Raw genomic sequence first — 15,964 nt, forward strand, 5'->3', positions numbered from 1 at the left:
GACTCCGATGCCAAGATCGTTCCACCCACGTCCCTCGCCTCGTCAAGGAGCCCCCGTGCCCCCCACCGCCACGCGCAGCGTCGCCAAGAACACCTTCCTGTTGACCACGGGGCTCATGCTCGGGCGCCTGCTCGCGCTGCTGATCACCAAGAAGATGACCCCGCTGCTCGGTCCCGAGGGCATGGGCATCTGGTTCCTGGCCAACGACCTCACGGTCATCCTGCTGACCCTGGCCAACTTCGGCCTGGGGGTGCTGCTGACCCGCGAGGTCACCAAGCAGCCCGGCCTCTCGTGGCCGCTCATGTGGGGTGCGCTGCGGCTGCGCTGGGGCCTGGGCGCGCTCTGCTACCTGGCGCTGGTGGTCTACTTGCACGTGACGGGCGAATCGGAGCTGGCCACCGCCGCGGTCCTGGTCACCGCGGCCGGCCTGTTCCTCGAGACCACGGCCATGGCCTGCGATTCGGTCCTCCAGGCCCGGGAGAAGGTCCAGTACCAGAGCGTGGGGCAGGTGGTGTCGGCGGTGGCCTACTTCGTGCTCGCCTACTGGTGGCTCGATCTGGGCTGGGGCCTCATGGGCGTGATCTGGGCCAACTTCGCCAGCCGTGCGGTGCGCCTCCTGGTCATGGCCCCGCTCATGTTCTGGAAGGCTGGTCCCTGGCGGCGCGCCCTGCCCGGCGAGGACGTGCCCGACCTGCGCTGGATGCTGCGTCTGGGACTGCCCATGTTCGCCGCCACCACCTTCGGCATCATCAGCTTCAAGGTCGACACCGTCATGCTCAACGAGATGGTGGGCAAGGCGGCCACCGGCATCTACGGCCTGGGACATCGCGCGCTGGACATCCTCCTGATCGCACCCAACATCTTCGCCACCGCCATGTTCCCCGCGCTGGCCCGCTACTCGCAGCAGTCGAACGAGGACACCACCCGCTTCTCCGAGCGGTCGCTCCGCTTCATGCTGGTGTTCATGCTGCCGCTGGCCTGGCTGGTCAGCCTGAGCGCCCGGCCTCTGATCGAGTGGTTCGCCCGCGGCAATAGCGGCGCCGATCCCAGCCAGTTCACGCCGTCGATCCTGGTGCTGCAGATCGTGATCTGGGGACTGCCGTTCCAGTCGGCCAACCATGTGCTGAACCGCACGCTCATCGCCGCCGGACGCGAGAGCGTCTTCGTACTCATCGGCAGCGCCGCGCTGGTGGTGAACGTGACGCTCAACTCGTTGCTGATCCCGCGCTACGGCTACTACGGCGCGGGGGCCGCCACGGTCTTCACGCTGTTCCAGAGCATGGTCCTGCACCTCTACTACCTGCGGCGCACCGCGTACCGCTTCTCGATCTTGCGGGCGCTGCCCGGAACCTGGCTGGCCCTGGTGTCGAGCTGGGCGGCGGCGTCCGGCATCCTGCACCTGGCGGCGCCCGACTGGTGCGCCGGGTGGTTCGGCCTGACCACCACCGCCGGCTGGGTGCCTTTCCTGGGCGGAGTGTTGCTCTGGGTGCTGATCTACGCGGTCGTGGTCCTGGGCCTGCGCGTTCTCGACCGGGAGGATCTGCGCCTCCTGCCCCAGCTCGTGCGCCGGCGGAATTGAAAACCGGACTACCGGTCGTGATTTCCCACTTGAGCCGCGCGGCTTAATCCGTTAAACGCAAGGAAAGGGCCTGCCCCGGGGTCGGCCATCGAACCAACCGAAGGACGCCGCATGGAAGTCATCCGCCAGTTCGCCGCCGACCTCTCGGGAACCGTCTGGGGCTGGCCCGAAGCGTTCCCCGTCATGGTGGCCGCCCTGCTCCTGACCGGACTGTTCACCACGGTCAGCCTGCGCTTCCTGCAGCTGCGCAAGCTCAAGCACAGCCTCGATGTCATCCGCGGCAAGTACGACGACCCGTCCCACGATGGCGACCTCTCGCATTTCCAGGCCCTGACCACGGCGCTGTCGGCCACCGTCGGCATCGGCAACATCGCCGGCGTGGCCACCGCGCTGCACTACGGCGGTCCCGGCGCGCTGTTCTGGATGTGGGTGACCGCGGTCTTCGGCATGGCGCTCAAGTACGCCGAGTGCACGCTGAGCATGAAGTATCGCCAGATCCTGCCCGACGGTTCGGCCGCCGGCGGACCCATGTACTACATCGAGCACGGGCTCGGCAAGAGCTGGAAACCGCTGGCAGTGGCCTTCGCCGTGTGCACGGTGATCTCGAGCTTCGGCTCGGGCAACAGCATCCAGGCGTTCACCGTGGCCGACCAGATGCGCGCCGACATTGGCGTGCCCACCTGGATCACCGGCCTCGTGTCGGCCTCGCTCATCGCGGCGGTGATCCTCGGCGGCATCAAGCGCATCGGTGCGGTGACGAGCAAACTGGTGCCCTACATGGCGGTGATCTACGTGACGGGCGGCCTGCTCGTGCTGCTGCTGAACTTCCAGGTGATTCCCGGCATGCTGGTCCTCATCTTCAAGAGCGCCTTCCAGCCCGCGGCACAACTCGGCGGCTTCGCCGGGGGCACGTTCATCTTCATGCTGACCTGGGGTGTCAAGCGCGGACTGTTCAGTAACGAGTCCGGCCAGGGCTCGGCGCCCATCGCCCACGCGGCGGCCAAGACCGACGAGCCGGTGCGCGAGGGCGTGGTCGCCATGATGGGGCCCTTGATCGACACCTTGATCATCTGCACCATCACCGGCCTGGTCATCCTCTCCACCGGTGTCTGGACCGAGAAGAACCGCGGCGAGATCCCGGTCAACGCCCAGTCGGACATCACGGTGATGATCGACGCCGCGAGCGTGGGCACCAACGGTCGGGTGGCAGCCACCGACCGCTTCACCGGCGACCTGCAGGTCGAGCACGGCGAGCCCGTGGCCAGACAGCTCGTCTACAATCACTCGACCATCGGGCGACCGGTCTTCCTGGACGCCGGCCGGCCGTGGCGCGGGATGATCCCGGTGAACGATGGGGTCATGGATTTCGCCGCCATCCCCGCCCTCACGCTCGAGGGCGACCTGACGCTCAACGGATCGCCACTGACCGCCTGGGGCTTCCAGCGCGGGCTGGCGCCCATCCTCGGCCGGTGGGGCTACCTCATCGTGACCATCGGCGTGGTGCTCTTCGGCATCTCCACCGCCATCAGCTGGAGCTACTACGGCGACCGCGCCGTGGTCTACTTGTTCGGGCCACAGTGGGTGCTGCCCTACAAGATCCTGTTCTGCGTCATGAACTTCCTGGGGGCCATCTTCTCGCTGGAGATCGTCTGGAACTTCGGCGACAGCGCCCTGGGTCTCATGTCGCTGCCAAACCTCATCGCCCTTGTCCTGCTCAACAGGAAGGTTCGGGCCCTGACCAGCGAGTACTTCTCGCGGGAGCATGTGCCTTACCGCTGATTCGTCGAAGGGTGACGCCATGGAACCGAAAGTCTGCACCTATTGCGGCGCCGAGATCACGGACCAGGGGATCAAGTTCCGCCGCCAGATCTTCTGCAGCGACGAGTGCTGCGAGACCTGGGAGGACGAATTCCTCGACAAGGGTGTGCCGGACCTCGTGGACCTCGAGGGCGACGATCTCGAGGACGATGAATTCCTGGATGATGTCGATCTGGATGACGACGATCTCGACGATGACCTGGACGACGATCTCGACGACGACCTCCTCGCCGATGACGACGACGAGGACTACTGACGCCGGACGCCCAGGTACTCGAGGGACCAGGACCCGAAGCCGAACGTCAGGGTCTGCGGCGGGATGTCGGCGGGACGATCGGTGATCATGACCGGCGTCTCCGGCCCCAGCAACAGCCGGGGCCCCCATTCGCGGCCGATGACATCGAGGATGTATTCGCGTCCCTTGACATCGTCTTCGGGTCGCTCCAGGAAGGCGATTCCGGTTCCCGCATCCACCCCGCTCGTGGCCAGCTTGCGCCAGGCGATGCGCACCATCATCTCCTTGGCCACCAGCCGATGGCAGGGGCGACCCTTGGCGAAGGTGCGGTCGAGGAACTGATCCACGCACCAGCTCGTGTACAGAGCCAGCGCCACGGCCGCCGCCGGGACGAGCAGGTTGGGCCAGCGGGTCCGCTCCGGCAGCGCCAGGGCCAGAGACGCCGCGAGGCTCGCCTGGGCCGGCAAGAGATACCGCGGCACCATGTGGCCTTCCAGCCCCACCACCGGGGCCAGCGCCAGCAAGCCGCAGCCCAGCGCCACCGCTGGTACGGGGTCGTGCCGCTTGAGGCGCCATCCTGCCCAGGCCAGCCACGCCAGCCACGCCATGCCGCCTGTCACCAGGGTCGGTGTGCCGGCTTCCCAGACCCGGGTCAGGTCCCAGGCCCGGGGGAGGAGCCAGGATCCGGAGCGCAGCAGGTTCCAGGGCACGGCGACCGGCGTCCAGGTGTAGTCGTGGGCAAGGCCCCGGGCCGTGCTCATGAGGCTGATCGCGGCCACGACCAGCAGGACGACTCCCGCTCCGAGATAGGCGCGCTGCCCATGCCGGCGCCCGGCCGCCACGGCGAGCAATGCGAGCCACCAGCCGGTCTCCTTGCTCGTCAGGCAGACCAGACCGCCCACGATCAGCAGCGTCACACCCGACCGCCCGCCGCGCAGGGCGCCCAGCACCGCCAGCAGCAGGCCCAGGTTGGCCAGCAGCTCGGTGACGCCCGCAGCCCAGAAGAGCGCCTCGAAGACCAGGGGACTCAGGAGATAGAGCGCGGCGGCGAGCCCCATGCCCGCGGTGCGACCGCCGAGCTGCCGGACGATCAGGCCGAGCATGGCGCCGCTGGCCAGATGCAGCAGCAATCGGCTGGCCAGGTAGATGTCGGGGTCGAGATCGGTCACGACGGCGAGCAGGCGCCAGTAGAGGTCGAAGGAGAGGATGCGCACCGGAGGAGAGAGGGCCGGCAGGATGTCGGCGGCCCGGGCCAGGAGCGTCCAGTCGTCGTGGAAGAAGGTGTGACCGAAGAGGCGGTGGAAGACCGTCAGCGTGGCGGCAGCCAGCGCGAGGGCGAGGCCGAGATGCAGGAGGCGGCGCTGGGTCAGGGTCATGGCGGGCTCCAGGTGGTCCGGTTCCAGGCACGGTCGGATACTGGCAGCTGCCGTCGGAGGTGTCCAGGTGTGGATAGAGTGAAGGCCGGGACCTCGTGGGTCCCGGCCTCGATCCCCCTGGCGTCGGGGTGCTGGTCCGTGGCCGGCTCGTCCTCTAACCGCACCCGGAGCAGCCGCCGCCGTCGCTGCCGCAGCCGCCGCTAGCCTTGTTCAGCCGCAGCAGGTATCCCTTCTGGTGGGCCTCGTCGACATAGTCGATGGTCAGCCCGCCGCTCTGGTCTACGATGTCTTTCGTCTGGGGGTCCACCAGGATGGCATAGTCACCCTGGCTGATCACTTCGTCCTTGTCGTTGGGCTCGTCCAGAGCCATGCCCAGGGCGGGGCCGCTTCAGCCGAAGCCCTGGATGAACACGCGGACGCCCTTGCCCTGATGGGCCGAGAAATCGAAGGCGCCCAGGGCGGTGTCCGCAGATTCGGTCACCTGGATCAGCTGGGAATCGCTCACGGTCATGCTCTCCAGTTGGTGTGTCGCCGCCATTGTAATCCGGGGCGGTAGGGTCCTGTCAAGGGGTCAAGATCGTACTTGTTTCGAGGTATCGCAACTATTGTTGAGGTTGAATTGTCGCAGGCCGGGCCTAGCCGCACGAAGACAGGCGCTAAGAATAATCATTATACCAAGCCAGGTCGGACGGCCGGTCGTTCGCCAGATCGACGATCTCAGCTCTGCTCGCCGAACTCCCCTCCGCCGAGTCCCAGCTCCGCCTCGCCCTCGGACACCCAAACCTCGTCCTTCAGGCCGAAGAACATCTTGAACGAGTGCAGCAGACTGTAGCTCACCGGCACCAGGATCAGGGTGATCGCCGTGGCGAAGAGCACGCCGAAGCCCAGGCTGATGGCCATGGGGATGAGGAACTGGGCCTGCAGGCTGGTTTCCAGCAGCAGGGGGGTCAGGCCCAGGAACGTGGTCACCGAGGTCAGCAGGATCGGCCGGAAGCGGCGCTGGCCGCTCTCGAGGATCGCCCGTTCCACGGGCAGGCCGCTGCGGCGGGCGCGGTTGATGAAGTCGATCATCAGCAGCGAGTCGTTGACCACCACGCCCGCCAGCGCCACCACGCCGAACATGGAGAGCAGCGTCAGGTCCCAGCCCATGAGCACGTGGCCCCAGATGGCGCCGACGATGCCGTAGGGAATGGCGCTCATGACGATCAGCGGCTGCAGGTAGCTGCGGAACTGGACCGCCAGCAGCGAGAAGATGATGAAGATCGCCAGCACGAACCCACGCGCCAGGCTCTGCATGGATTCGGCCCGTTCCTGTTCCTCGCCCTCGAGGTCGTAGCGCAGGCCGGGGTAGCGGGCGAGGAGGTCGGGCAGGTAGCCGGCCTCCAGCTCCTTGAGGATCTCGCCGGCGTTGGCGGAGTCCTGGTCGATGTCGCCGTAGACGTTGACGATGCGCTGGCGGTCGCTGCGCTCGATGGTGGAATAGCCGCGGCCGATCTCCACCTGGGCCACCCGCGAGAACGGCACCTCGGCGCCGGCGGGGGTGCGCACGCGCATGTCCTCGATGTAGCCGAGGCTGGTGCGTTCGTTCTCGGGATAGCGCACCATGACCTTGACCTCGTCGCGGCCGCGCTGGATGCGCATGACCTCGTTGCCGTAGAAGCCGCTGCGGACCTGGCGGGCGAGGTCGTCGAGCGTGAGGCCCAGGGTGCGGGCCTCGGGCTTGAGGTTCAGCTTCAGCTCGAGCTTGCCCTCGCGGAAGCTGTCGGAGATGTCGATGACGCCGGGGTAAGTGGCCAGCTCGTCCTTCAGTTCCTGCGCCGCGTGGGTGAGGTCGGCGGTGATGGGGCTGGAGAGCTGGACCTGGATCGGTTTGCCCGCCGAGAAGAGGTTGGCGCTGAAGGACAGCTCCACCGCATCGGGGATGGCCCCGGCCGCCTCGCGCCAGCGGCGGGCCATGTCGTTGGCGGTGACCAGGCGCTCGTCGGCAGAGAGCAGCTCCACCGAGATCTCCAGCAGGTGGGCGCCGCTGCCGGTGCTCGAGCCGCCGAACGGTCCGGCGCCGCCCGAGGCGCGCGGCTGGCTGCCCACGGTGGTCTGGACCAGCTTGACCTGGTCGGGCGTGCCGTCGGGCAGGTCGGCCAGCACGTCGCGGCGCACGGTCTCCAGCGCGTCCTCGAGCTGGTGCACCGCGGCGAGGGACTCGGTCATGGTGGTGCCCTGGGGCAGGGTCAGGGCGCAGGTCACGGTGTCCGACTCTATGCGCGGCATGAAGGTGAAGCGGATGTGTCCGCCGGCGGCGAAGCCGATGGTGATCAGCATCACCGCGGAGGCGAGGGCCATGACCAGCGCCCGGTTGCTGAGCGACCAGGTCAGGTGCTTCCGGTAGACGTTCGCCACGAACCACTCGAGGCGCTCGCTCACCACGTGCTTGCTGCGGTGGTAGAAGCCCTTGATGCCGGCGGCGTTGCGTAGCTCGTCGGGCACCTCGGAGCCGTGGGCGCGGACCTCCTTGATCGTCGACAGGTGCGCCGGCAGGATCAGCAGCGACTCCACCAGCGAGAACGTCAGGACCGCGATCACCACGATGGCCATGGGGTACATGAACTTGCCCATCATGCCCTCGACCCCGATCAGCGGGGTGAAGGCGGTGACCGTGGTCAGCACGGCGAAGATCACCGGGCCGCCCACCTCGAGCACGCCGCGCGTGGCGGCGGTCTGCGGGTCCTCGCCGCGCTCGCGGCGGGCGAAGACGTTCTCGCCGACCACGATGGCGTCGTCCACCACGATGCCCAGCGAGAGGATGAACGCGAAGAGCGAGATCATGTTCAGGGTGACGCCGAACCAGGGCAGCACCCAGAACGCGCCGAGGAAGCTGATGCCGATGCCCAGGGCGACCCAGAACGCGAGCCGGAACTGCATGGTCATGGCGAGCACGCCGAACACCAGCACCAGGCCCATCAGGCCGTTCCTCAGCAGCAGGTTCATGCGCTGGCGATAGATGATCGAACGATCCCGCCAGACCTCCAGGCCGATGCCCTCGTGCAGCAGCTCCTTCTGCGCGGCGATGTACTCCTTCACCGCGCTGGCCACCTCGAGCACGTTCTCGTCACCCGAGCGGTAGACCGAGACCAGCGCCGCCGGCTTGCCCTCCATGCGGGTGCGCAGGTCGAGGTCCTCGAAGCCGTCGCGGACCGTGGCGATCTCGTCGAGCCGCACCTGCGAGCCGTCGGGCTTGCTGATCGCCACGATGGCGGCGAACTCGCGGCCGGTGTAGCGCTGGCCCTTGGTGCGGATGAGGATCTCGCCGCCGTCGGTCTTGACGCTGCCGCCGGGCAGATCGAGGCTGTTCTGCCGCACGGCCGCCGCGACCTGGCCCAGGCTCAGGCCGTGGGCGCGCAGCGCCTCCTCGCTCACCTCGATGGAGATCTCGTACGGGCGGGTGCCCTTGACCTCGGCGTAGGTGATGCTCGGCATGGCCATCAGGTCGTCGCGCACGTTGTCGGCCAGCACCTTGAGCGAGCGCTCGTCGGTGTCGCCGAAGATGATCACGTCCAGGACCGGCCGCTTCGCGTCGACCAGGGTGACCACGGGCTTCTCGGTCTCCTCGGGGAAGGTGATGATGCGGTCGATCTCGCTCTTGATGTCGTCGTAAGCCTTCTGGCGGTCGGTGCCGGTCTCGAGCTCGATGGTCACGGTGCCGATGCCCTCGCTGGCCGCGCTGGTGACCTTCTTGATGCCGTCGACGCCCTGGATCTGTTCCTCGATCTTGATGCAGATGCTCTCCTCGACCTCGCCGGGCGTGCCACCCAGGAAGACCACCGATGCGGTGATGATGTCGAGCTCGGTCTCGGGGAACACCTCCTGGACGATGGTGGCGATGGAGATCGTCCCGGCCACCAGGATCACGAACATCAGCAGGTTGGCGGCCACGTGGTTCTCGGCGAACCAGGTCAGCGTGGACTTCATGGCCGCTCCCCCCCTGCGGCCACGGCGCCGCCGCCGTTGTTCGCCCGCAGCGGCATGCCCTCCACCACGAGCTGCAGGTTGCTGGTGATCAGTCGGTCGCCCGGAACAAGCCCGTCGGTGACCACCGCTTCCTCCACCCCGACCTGGGCCACGGTCACCGGCCGGATGCGCAGGGTGCTGTCGTCGTCGAGCAACCACACCTGGTCGCCGGGACGTAGGCCGCGGCGCGGGATGGTCACCGATCCGGCCGGCGGTTCGCTGGCGAAGGTCACGGCCACGAACATGCCGCTCAAGAGCGGGGGCCGCTCACCCTCGCGCCGGTAGGGGTCGTTCACCTCCACCACCACGGGCACGGTCCGGCTGGCCTGGTCCATGGCGCCGCCGATCCGCACCGCGCGTCCGGTCCAGACGTGTGTGCCGCCGGCGAATTCGCCGCGGATGGAGGCGACGGAGCCGGTCACCTGATCGCCCTGTGTCTGGGGCACCCGGATCCAGGCCAGGTCGCGGTCGGCCACGTTGACGATGATCTCGGCCACGCCGGTGTCGTAGATCCGTCCCACGACCTCGCCGGCGCGGATGTACTGTCCCCGGTCCACCGACTCCTCGAGGACCCGTCCGGTGAACGGCGCGGTCAGCCGGCAGCGGGCGAGGTTCAGTTCGGCCTGGGCCAGCGCCGCCCGGGCGGCCTCGAGTCCGGCCGCGGCCTGGCGCAGTTGCGGCTCGCGGTAGACCAGCGGGTTCGGGGTGGCGTCGCCCAGACCGCTGCCCTCGAGCGCATCGCTCTGGATGCGTTCCCATTCCTCACGGGCCACCCGCGCCTCCTCCTGGGCCGTGGCCTGGTTGTACTCGGCCTGGGCCACCTGGCTGCGGGCCTGCTCCAGCGCGAGGCGATAGTCGGTGTCCTCGATCTCCACCAGGACCTCGCCCTCGGTGAAGAACGCCCCGGCGAGCAGGTTCTCCGAAACCCGGGTCACGAGGCCGCTCACCTGCGGCACCAGGCTGATCGACCGCTTGGGTTCGACCGTGCCCCAGCCGGTGGTCATCACCGGCGGTTGTTCGGCGGTCACCGTGTGCACGCTCACCATGGGGACGGGGGCCTGGGGTTTTTGGCGCTGGGGCCGTGGCCGCAGCGCGATCAGGACCACGGCGATGATCACCGCGAGCAGGACGACGAGCCCGGCGACGGTCCGTCGGACGAGGATCTGGTTGCTCATTCCTGGTCTCCTTCCTGGTTGCCGCTGCGCTCGGCAGCCAGCAGGGGCTCGGTGAGCTCGGCGTCCCAGGGACCTCCGAGGGCGAGGATCAGGTTGACGCGCGCGGTGCGATAGGCGCGCTGGGTCGACAGCAGGTCGCTCTCGGCGTTGAAGTAGCGCCGCTGGGTCTCGAGGGTCGACAGGAGGTTGTCCAGGCCGGCGGAGTAACGCTGCCGCGCCAGCTGCAGCGAGCGCTCGGCCTCGCGCACGGTGGCCTCGAGCAGGCGTTCGCGTTCGCCCTGATAGCGTTCGGAATCGAGGGCGTTCTCCACCTCGCCGAACGCGGCGAGGATCGCCGACTGGTACTGGGCCACGGCCTGGTCGGCACGCGCCTCGGCGGCCTTGATCTGGGCGGTGGTCGCGCCGCGGTTGACGAGCGGCATGAACAGGTTGGCGCCCAGCGACCACACATCGGACATGCTGTCGAACCAGGTGTCGAGATCGCCGCTAGTGTAGCCGGCACCGGCGGTGAGCGCGATGGTGGGGTAGAGCCGCGCCTTGGCCGACCCCACGTTGGCCACGCTGGCGTGCAGGCCGGCCTCGGCGGCCATCAGATCGGGTCGCCGCTCGAGCAGGCTGCTGGGCAGGCCAGCGGGAACCGCGGGCAGCGGGTCGGGCATGACCGCCTGTGCCAGCACATCGTCGGCCAGGGTGGCGGCCACGCCGGCGGGGTAGCGGCCGAGCAGGATCTCGAGCCGTCGCATGCTCTCGCCGAGCTGGCGACGGAACTCGGGCTCGGCGGCCAGGGCGACCAGCAGGTTCTGCCTGGCCAGGCGCACGTCCAGGGCCGGCACCACGCCGCGGGCGTAGCGGTCCTCCACGGTGGTCAGCGTGCTGCGGAAGCTGTCGATGGTCCGCAGCGTGAGGCCGAGCTGGCACTGCAGCTCGCGCACTTGCAGCCAGGTGCGGACCACGTCGGCCACCAGGGTCTGGGTCACGGTGCGCCGATTCATCTCGCTCTGCAGCAGCGTGGCGCGGGCCGACTCCTCGGCGCGGCTCAGCCGACCCCAGAGGTCCAGCTCGTAGCTCGCGGCGAGGTTGGCGTCGAAGTAGTTGCGGTAGGCCGATCCCTGGCCGCCGAAGGCCGCCAGACTCGACTTGGAGCGGCTGGCGGTACCGCCCACCTCGATGCTCGGCCAGCGGTCGCTCTGCGCCCCGCCCAGCGCGGCGCGGGCCTCGAGCACGCGCGCCGAGGCCAGCTTCAGGTCCTGGTTGTCGCGCAGGGCCTGATCCACCAACCGGTTCAGGGTGGTGTCGCCGAAGGCGGCCCACCAGTGGTCGAGGTCGGGAGGGATGCTGTCGGTGGCGGTGCTGGCGACGAAGGCCCCGGGCACGTCCGTGGCCAGATCGGGCCGGACGTAGTCGGGACCCACCGCGCAGCCCGCTAGTGCCAGCAGCAGGACCGCCGACACGGCGGCCGCGGCCGAGCGCTTGCGATTCCTTGTGCTCACTGCTTGGCCTCCTGGGACGTCTGGCCGGTGTCCGGTCGGGTGCTCACGACCGCCTGGATCCCGGCGATGGAGAAGCGGGTGATGTGGTCCACGGCCAGTGCGATGTACGCATCGACATCGTCGGCCAGCGGCGGGAACATGGCCTGGATCGCCCGGGCGGCGCCCTCTCCCACGCACGGCGCGTGGGACTGGTGCCAGCGCATGGTGAAATGGACCAGCTGTCCGTGCAGGCTGCCCATGATCCAGCCGATCTGCTCCTCGTGGATGCGTGGTTCGGCCGCCTGCAACGCCGTGGCGATCTGGTCCCACATGGGCTGCAGGATCTGCTGGAGGTGGGGGGCGCTCTCGCTCGTGCCGTGGTGGATCTCGCGGACCAGCAGTTTGAGGAAGTTGCTGCCGCTGCGGTGCTTGAGCGTGTCCTGGAAATGGGTCTGGAAGAAGATGCGGACGATGTCGTCGAGGGCCATGGGGCCGCGATCCAGTTGTTTCTGCACCGCGGCCAGGTAGCGCTCCTGTTTGCGCAGCATGACGCGTCGCAGGACCTCGTGGTAGAGGTTGTCCTTGCCCTGGAAGTGGTAGTTGACCGCGGCCACGTTCACATCGGCCTCGGCGGCGATGTCCCGCACCGAGACGGCGGCGAAGCCCCGGTCGGCGAAGAGGTTCTCGGCAGCCTCGAGCAACCGTTCGCGCGTGTCCCTTGGTTCCACGGTCATGATGGCCTCGTTTGAAGCGATTGATTCAATCAAGTGATTCAAGCGACTAGTTTAAACGTCTGTTTCAAACAAAGCAAGGATTCAATCGTTGTCCGCGACCGGTTCGCGGGGCATGGATGAACACGGGGTTGCAAAAACAGCGTCTGGCAGGCATGATCGACCGGGAACAGGGGGGGACTCGACAGGGGGAATCATGACCAGGACCAAGCATCCGGACCGCCGCCACATCCGCTACCGTGATCCCGGCCAGCTGCTGATCCGCCTCGTGCGTCAGTCCGGATCCGACGAACGGATCCTGCCGGCCCTGGTGGTCGATCAATGCCACGGCGGCCTCTGCCTCGTGGTGGTGGGCGAACCACCTCGGCAGAAGGAACGCTTCTGGTTCCAGGAGAACGAGGTCATCCGAACGGGGCTGACGCTGCGGCACCACCGCATCCTGGACGAGGGGATCCACCGGCTGGGCTTCGAACTCACCAGCGAGGTCGAGCGGATTCAGTCTTGAGCCGGGTCGTTCTGGCGGTGAGCGTCGCGCAGGACCAGGTCACGCAGATCGGCCTCGGCCTCGGCGAGGCGCCGGTTGTAGTGGTCGATCTGCCGCGCGAAGGCCTGGCCGGTGCTGGCGCGGTAGCCGGCCTGCATCTGGGCGTACCAATCCTCCAGGATCGGCTGCGGCGCCTCGCGATACGGACCGGTGAAGGCCACGGCTTCCAGCGGCAGCTTGGGCGGCATCACCGGCGCCTGGGCCGGCCAGCCGAAGACGATGGTGGTCAGCGGCACCACGCCCGGCGGCAGGGCCAGGATCCCGCTCAGTTCGCGGGCGTCGTAGAAGCCGGTCTTGCCGGTCTCCGAGAGCATCACCGAGCCGACGCCCAGGGCCTCTGCGGCCAGGGTCATGGCCATGGCCGCCAGCGAGGCGTTCATCACGCCCACCGTGTGGTCGCAGAGCGGCACCGCGGGGAATCCCTCGACCACGCGGCGGGCGCGGTGGGTGTCGGCCAGGACGATCACCGCGCGCGGCGCGCCGTAGGGGAGCGTCCGGCCGAAGGTCGCCCGCCACTGGTCCGCGGTGAAGCAGGCGAACGACCAGGTCTGCAGATTCACCGTGGAGGGGGCCAGCCGGCCGGCCTCGAGGATGGCCGCCCAGTGGTCTGCGGGCAGATCGCGCTGGTGGAATCTGCGGATGCTGCGCCGCTCGAGGATGGTGCGGAGCATGGCGTTGTCCGCGAGCCCCTGCGGGAGGCGCGGCCGGCCGGCGAGCAGCCGCACCAGGTTCCGCACGAAGCTGCCGAAGGTCTGTCCGCTCATGCCTCCGCCCCGGCGGCCGGCGGCCCCGCCTGGTGCTCGTCGCAGTGCTGGCGGTGGCAGGCGCCGCCGTCGCAGGCGGCCGCCCCGCGCGGCACCGTGCGCAGGAACGTACCGTACTGCTTCAGCTCGTCCAGGCGGCAGGACCACACCAGCTTGCCCTCGTGGACGGTGATGTCGGGGCAGCCGTCACACATGCTCTGCTCGCCGTCGGCCATGAAGTCCACCGGCTGGATGAACATCAGCGATTGCAGATGCACCGGGCGGAAGAGCTTGCGCGGATCGCGCAGGGCGGCGCCGAGGTAGGTGCGCCAGGCGGCCCGGGCATCGTGGTCGAGGAAGCTGGCGAGGAACATGGCCAGCTTGCCGCGGCGAGTCTCGGCGGGGGAGACGTAGCTCAGGTAGCGCCCCTTGCGCAGGTGGTACGTGCCCATGGCGGCTTCCACGAAGCGGGGGCCGAGGTAGCCGTGGATGGTGCGGTGGTCGCCGGCGCGCTGGGTCAGCAGCCACTTGCAGGCCTGGGGGTCGTGGGTGCCGTTGAGAAAGGCGGCGGGCTGGAAACGCGGATCTTGGCGGCGGGCCTGGTCCACCAGGGTGCGCGCGTCGATCTCGACCTCGCGCTGTTCGTCGCTGCTGTACCAGATCTGATCCCAGTCCACCTTCCGGGCGCCGGCGTACCAGTCGAACGGCATGTCGGGGACCACGTGTCGGAAGCAGATGAAGACCATGGTCTGGACGATGTCGATGTGCCGGTGGGCCCAGTCCAGCATGGCGGGCACCAGATGGAGGTTCTCGGCGTAGACCGTGGCGTTGAAGCTGCAGGCGATGTCGCCGGCGCGGGCCACCAGCTCGGCGTACTCGCGCCGCAACTCGTTCAGCTCCAAGTCGTTCTTGCCGGCCCAGCGGCCCGGGCGGCCCTGGCGGCTGTCCACGTGGAAGGTGAAGCCGTAGATACCGGCACGCTTGAGTGCCACGAGCATCTCGGGGCTGAGCGCGACGCCGTTGGTGTTGACGATGGGCTTGAGACCGCGGCGCTTGATCTCCGCCACCAGATCCACGATGCGGGGATAGAGCAGCGGGTCGCCGCCGGCGATGGAGATGCAATCGCTGCGGCGGAGGCTCTGGAACGTGTCCAGCTCCTGCAACACTTCGTCCCATGGCTTGTGCGGGTCCTCTTCCTGGCGCCGGTAGCAGCCGTCGCAGCGCAGGTTGCAGAGCACGGTGGGCTCGAGCCAGGAGATCCCGTTGTCGGCGAGGGTCCAGGGCAGGCGGTAGAGGTCGGTGGTGTCGAGAGTGGATGCGGGCATGGCAACCTCCGACCCGCCGCCTGATGAGGCGGGGGCGATCGGGATCAGCGGTCTGGGCCAGCGCGGAGTCTTGACAATGGATGGTCCGCAGAGTGTATGGCGAGACCACTGCCGGTGACAAGCGGGAACCCCGGGAAGGTTGCCGGCGTATGCAGCAGGTGAGCCCGAACCAGGAGTAGACCATGGCCATGTCGACCCGTCTCAAGCACCGCGCCCGCGAATGGTCCGCCACCCTGCTCATGGTCGGACTGCTCTTCACCTTCCGTTCGTCGCTGGCCGACTGGTACGACGTGCCCAGCGGTTCGATGCAGCCCACCATCCTGGTGGGCGAACGCGTGGTGGTCAACAAGCTGGCCTACGGCCTGAAGGTGCCCTTCACGCGCCTCCGGGTGACCAGCTGGGCCGATCCCGAGCGCGGCGACGTGGTCACCTTCCCCTCGCCGGTGGACGGCCAGCGCCTGGTCAAGCGGGTGGTGGCGGTGGCCGGTGACGTGGTGGCCATGCGTGGTGGTCGGTTGATGATCGACGGGCAGACACTCGATTACCGACCCGCCGCGCATCCGGACTGGCCGCTGCGCCCCGACGATCCATACGACCACGCCTATTTCACCGAGGAGCTGGCTGGCTGTGACCATCCCGTCATGACCACCGATCGCCAGCCTCGTCTGCGTGACTGGGGGCCGATCCGGGTTCCCGCGGGCCACGTGCTCGTCCTCGGCGACAATCGCGACAACAGCGCCGATGGGCGGGTGTTCGGCTTCGTTCCCATGACCACGCTCGAAGGCCGTGTGGAAGGAGTGGCCTTCAGCCTCGACCGCGACCGCTGGTGGCGGCCGCGGTGGAGCCGCTTCGGGACCGGACTCTAGATCTTTCCGCGCGATCCCGTCGACAGTGCCGCGCGCTCGGTCCGGTGGTGAGCATGCCTGCCGTTGGCCAGTTTTGGTCTTGCTCTGGTCAGGACGGT

At 68.3% G+C, this 15,964-nt stretch carries 13 protein-coding genes; 5 read left to right on the forward strand and 8 right to left on the reverse strand.

Annotated elements, in window-relative coordinates:
* Positions 1-55: 55 nt before the first annotated feature.
* From IFSED24_RS19310 to IFSED24_RS19320, 3 genes are all read left to right on the forward strand, one after another.
* Positions 56-1,579 (forward strand): flippase, encoded by a 1,524-nt coding sequence (locus tag IFSED24_RS19310; protein WP_491333127.1) that lies wholly within the window; start codon positions 56-58, stop codon positions 1,577-1,579.
* Positions 1,580-1,690: 111 nt separating this feature from the next.
* On the forward strand, positions 1,691-3,358 hold the full coding sequence (locus IFSED24_RS19315; protein WP_491333128.1) for an alanine/glycine:cation symporter family protein: 1,668 nt from the start codon (positions 1,691-1,693) through the stop codon (positions 3,356-3,358).
* Positions 3,359-3,377: 19 nt separating this feature from the next.
* On the forward strand, positions 3,378-3,653 hold the full coding sequence (locus tag IFSED24_RS19320) for a hypothetical protein (RefSeq protein ID WP_491333129.1): 276 nt from the start codon (positions 3,378-3,380) through the stop codon (positions 3,651-3,653).
* On the opposite strand, the gene IFSED24_RS19325 is transcribed toward IFSED24_RS19320, so the two are convergent.
* From IFSED24_RS19325 to IFSED24_RS19350, 6 genes are all read right to left on the reverse strand, one after another.
* Entirely contained in the window at positions 3,647-5,008 is a 1,362-nt protein-coding gene (locus tag IFSED24_RS19325; protein WP_491333130.1) for a hypothetical protein, read from the reverse strand. The genes IFSED24_RS19320 and IFSED24_RS19325 overlap by 7 nt on opposite strands.
* A 154-nt stretch (positions 5,009-5,162) precedes the next feature.
* Entirely contained in the window at positions 5,163-5,378 is a 216-nt protein-coding gene (locus IFSED24_RS19330) for a hypothetical protein (protein ID WP_491333131.1), read from the reverse strand.
* 347 nt (positions 5,379-5,725) lie between these two features.
* Positions 5,726-8,974, reverse strand: coding sequence for an efflux RND transporter permease subunit (locus tag IFSED24_RS19335; protein ID WP_491333132.1), 3,249 nt, complete (start codon positions 8,972-8,974; stop codon positions 5,726-5,728).
* Complete coding sequence (locus IFSED24_RS19340) at positions 8,971-10,188, reverse strand: efflux RND transporter periplasmic adaptor subunit (RefSeq protein ID WP_491333133.1); 1,218 nt, start codon at positions 10,186-10,188, stop codon at positions 8,971-8,973. The genes IFSED24_RS19335 and IFSED24_RS19340 overlap by 4 nt, the downstream gene beginning before the upstream one ends.
* Positions 10,185-11,678: an efflux transporter outer membrane subunit gene (locus IFSED24_RS19345; RefSeq protein WP_491333134.1), complete on the reverse strand. Its 1,494-nt coding sequence runs from the start codon at positions 11,676-11,678 to the stop codon at positions 10,185-10,187. Before IFSED24_RS19345 ends, IFSED24_RS19340 begins: the two co-directional genes overlap by 4 nt.
* Positions 11,675-12,391 carry a TetR/AcrR family transcriptional regulator gene (locus tag IFSED24_RS19350; protein WP_491333135.1) on the reverse strand — a complete coding sequence of 239 codons (717 nt, stop codon included), beginning with the start codon at positions 12,389-12,391 and terminating at the stop codon, positions 11,675-11,677. The genes IFSED24_RS19345 and IFSED24_RS19350 overlap by 4 nt, the downstream gene beginning before the upstream one ends.
* Before the next feature lie 193 nt (positions 12,392-12,584).
* Between IFSED24_RS19350 and IFSED24_RS19355 the strand changes: the two genes are divergently transcribed.
* The gene (locus IFSED24_RS19355; protein WP_491333136.1) at positions 12,585-12,893 is read left to right on the forward strand and encodes a hypothetical protein; all 309 of its coding nucleotides are present in this window, start codon (positions 12,585-12,587) and stop codon (positions 12,891-12,893) included.
* Here IFSED24_RS19355 and IFSED24_RS19360 read toward each other — a convergent pair.
* Both IFSED24_RS19360 and IFSED24_RS19365 read right to left on the reverse strand, forming a co-directional pair.
* Positions 12,884-13,696 (reverse strand): nitroreductase family protein, encoded by an 813-nt coding sequence (locus IFSED24_RS19360; RefSeq protein ID WP_491333137.1) that lies wholly within the window; start codon positions 13,694-13,696, stop codon positions 12,884-12,886. The genes IFSED24_RS19355 and IFSED24_RS19360 overlap by 10 nt on opposite strands.
* A complete protein-coding gene (locus IFSED24_RS19365; RefSeq protein ID WP_491333138.1) occupies positions 13,693-15,000 on the reverse strand; it encodes a radical SAM protein in 1,308 nt (435 codons plus the stop codon). The genes IFSED24_RS19360 and IFSED24_RS19365 overlap by 4 nt, the downstream gene beginning before the upstream one ends.
* A 182-nt stretch (positions 15,001-15,182) precedes the next feature.
* Here IFSED24_RS19365 and lepB point away from each other — a divergent pair, with 182 nt between their 5' ends.
* On the forward strand, positions 15,183-15,866 hold the full coding sequence (gene lepB, locus IFSED24_RS19370) for a signal peptidase I (RefSeq protein WP_491333139.1): 684 nt from the start codon (positions 15,183-15,185) through the stop codon (positions 15,864-15,866).
* Positions 15,867-15,964 lie beyond the last annotated feature (98 nt).

This window comes from Candidatus Latescibacter sp. IFSED24, assembly GCF_058273205.1.

Bases quoted from the DNA above. Each gene is read 5' to 3' on its own strand.
- IFSED24_RS19335 (WP_491333132.1), bottom strand. From the start codon at position 8,974: ATGAAGTCCACGCTGACCTGGTTCGCCGAGAACCACGTGGCCGCCAAC.
- IFSED24_RS19325 (WP_491333130.1), bottom strand. From the start codon at position 5,008: ATGACCCTGACCCAGCGCCGCCTCCTGCATCTCGGCCTCGCCCTCGCG.
- IFSED24_RS19360 (WP_491333137.1), bottom strand. From the start codon at position 13,696: ATGAGCGGACAGACCTTCGGCAGCTTCGTGCGGAACCTGGTGCGGCTG.
- IFSED24_RS19340 (WP_491333133.1), bottom strand. From the start codon at position 10,188: ATGAGCAACCAGATCCTCGTCCGACGGACCGTCGCCGGGCTCGTCGTC.
- IFSED24_RS19315 (WP_491333128.1), top strand. From the start codon at position 1,691: ATGGAAGTCATCCGCCAGTTCGCCGCCGACCTCTCGGGAACCGTCTGG.
- lepB (WP_491333139.1), top strand. From the start codon at position 15,183: ATGGCCATGTCGACCCGTCTCAAGCACCGCGCCCGCGAATGGTCCGCC.
- IFSED24_RS19365 (WP_491333138.1), bottom strand. From the start codon at position 15,000: ATGCCCGCATCCACTCTCGACACCACCGACCTCTACCGCCTGCCCTGG.
- IFSED24_RS19320 (WP_491333129.1), top strand. From the start codon at position 3,378: ATGGAACCGAAAGTCTGCACCTATTGCGGCGCCGAGATCACGGACCAG.
- IFSED24_RS19350 (WP_491333135.1), bottom strand. From the start codon at position 12,391: ATGACCGTGGAACCAAGGGACACGCGCGAACGGTTGCTCGAGGCTGCC.
- IFSED24_RS19355 (WP_491333136.1), top strand. From the start codon at position 12,585: ATGACCAGGACCAAGCATCCGGACCGCCGCCACATCCGCTACCGTGAT.
- IFSED24_RS19330 (WP_491333131.1), bottom strand. From the start codon at position 5,378: ATGGCTCTGGACGAGCCCAACGACAAGGACGAAGTGATCAGCCAGGGT.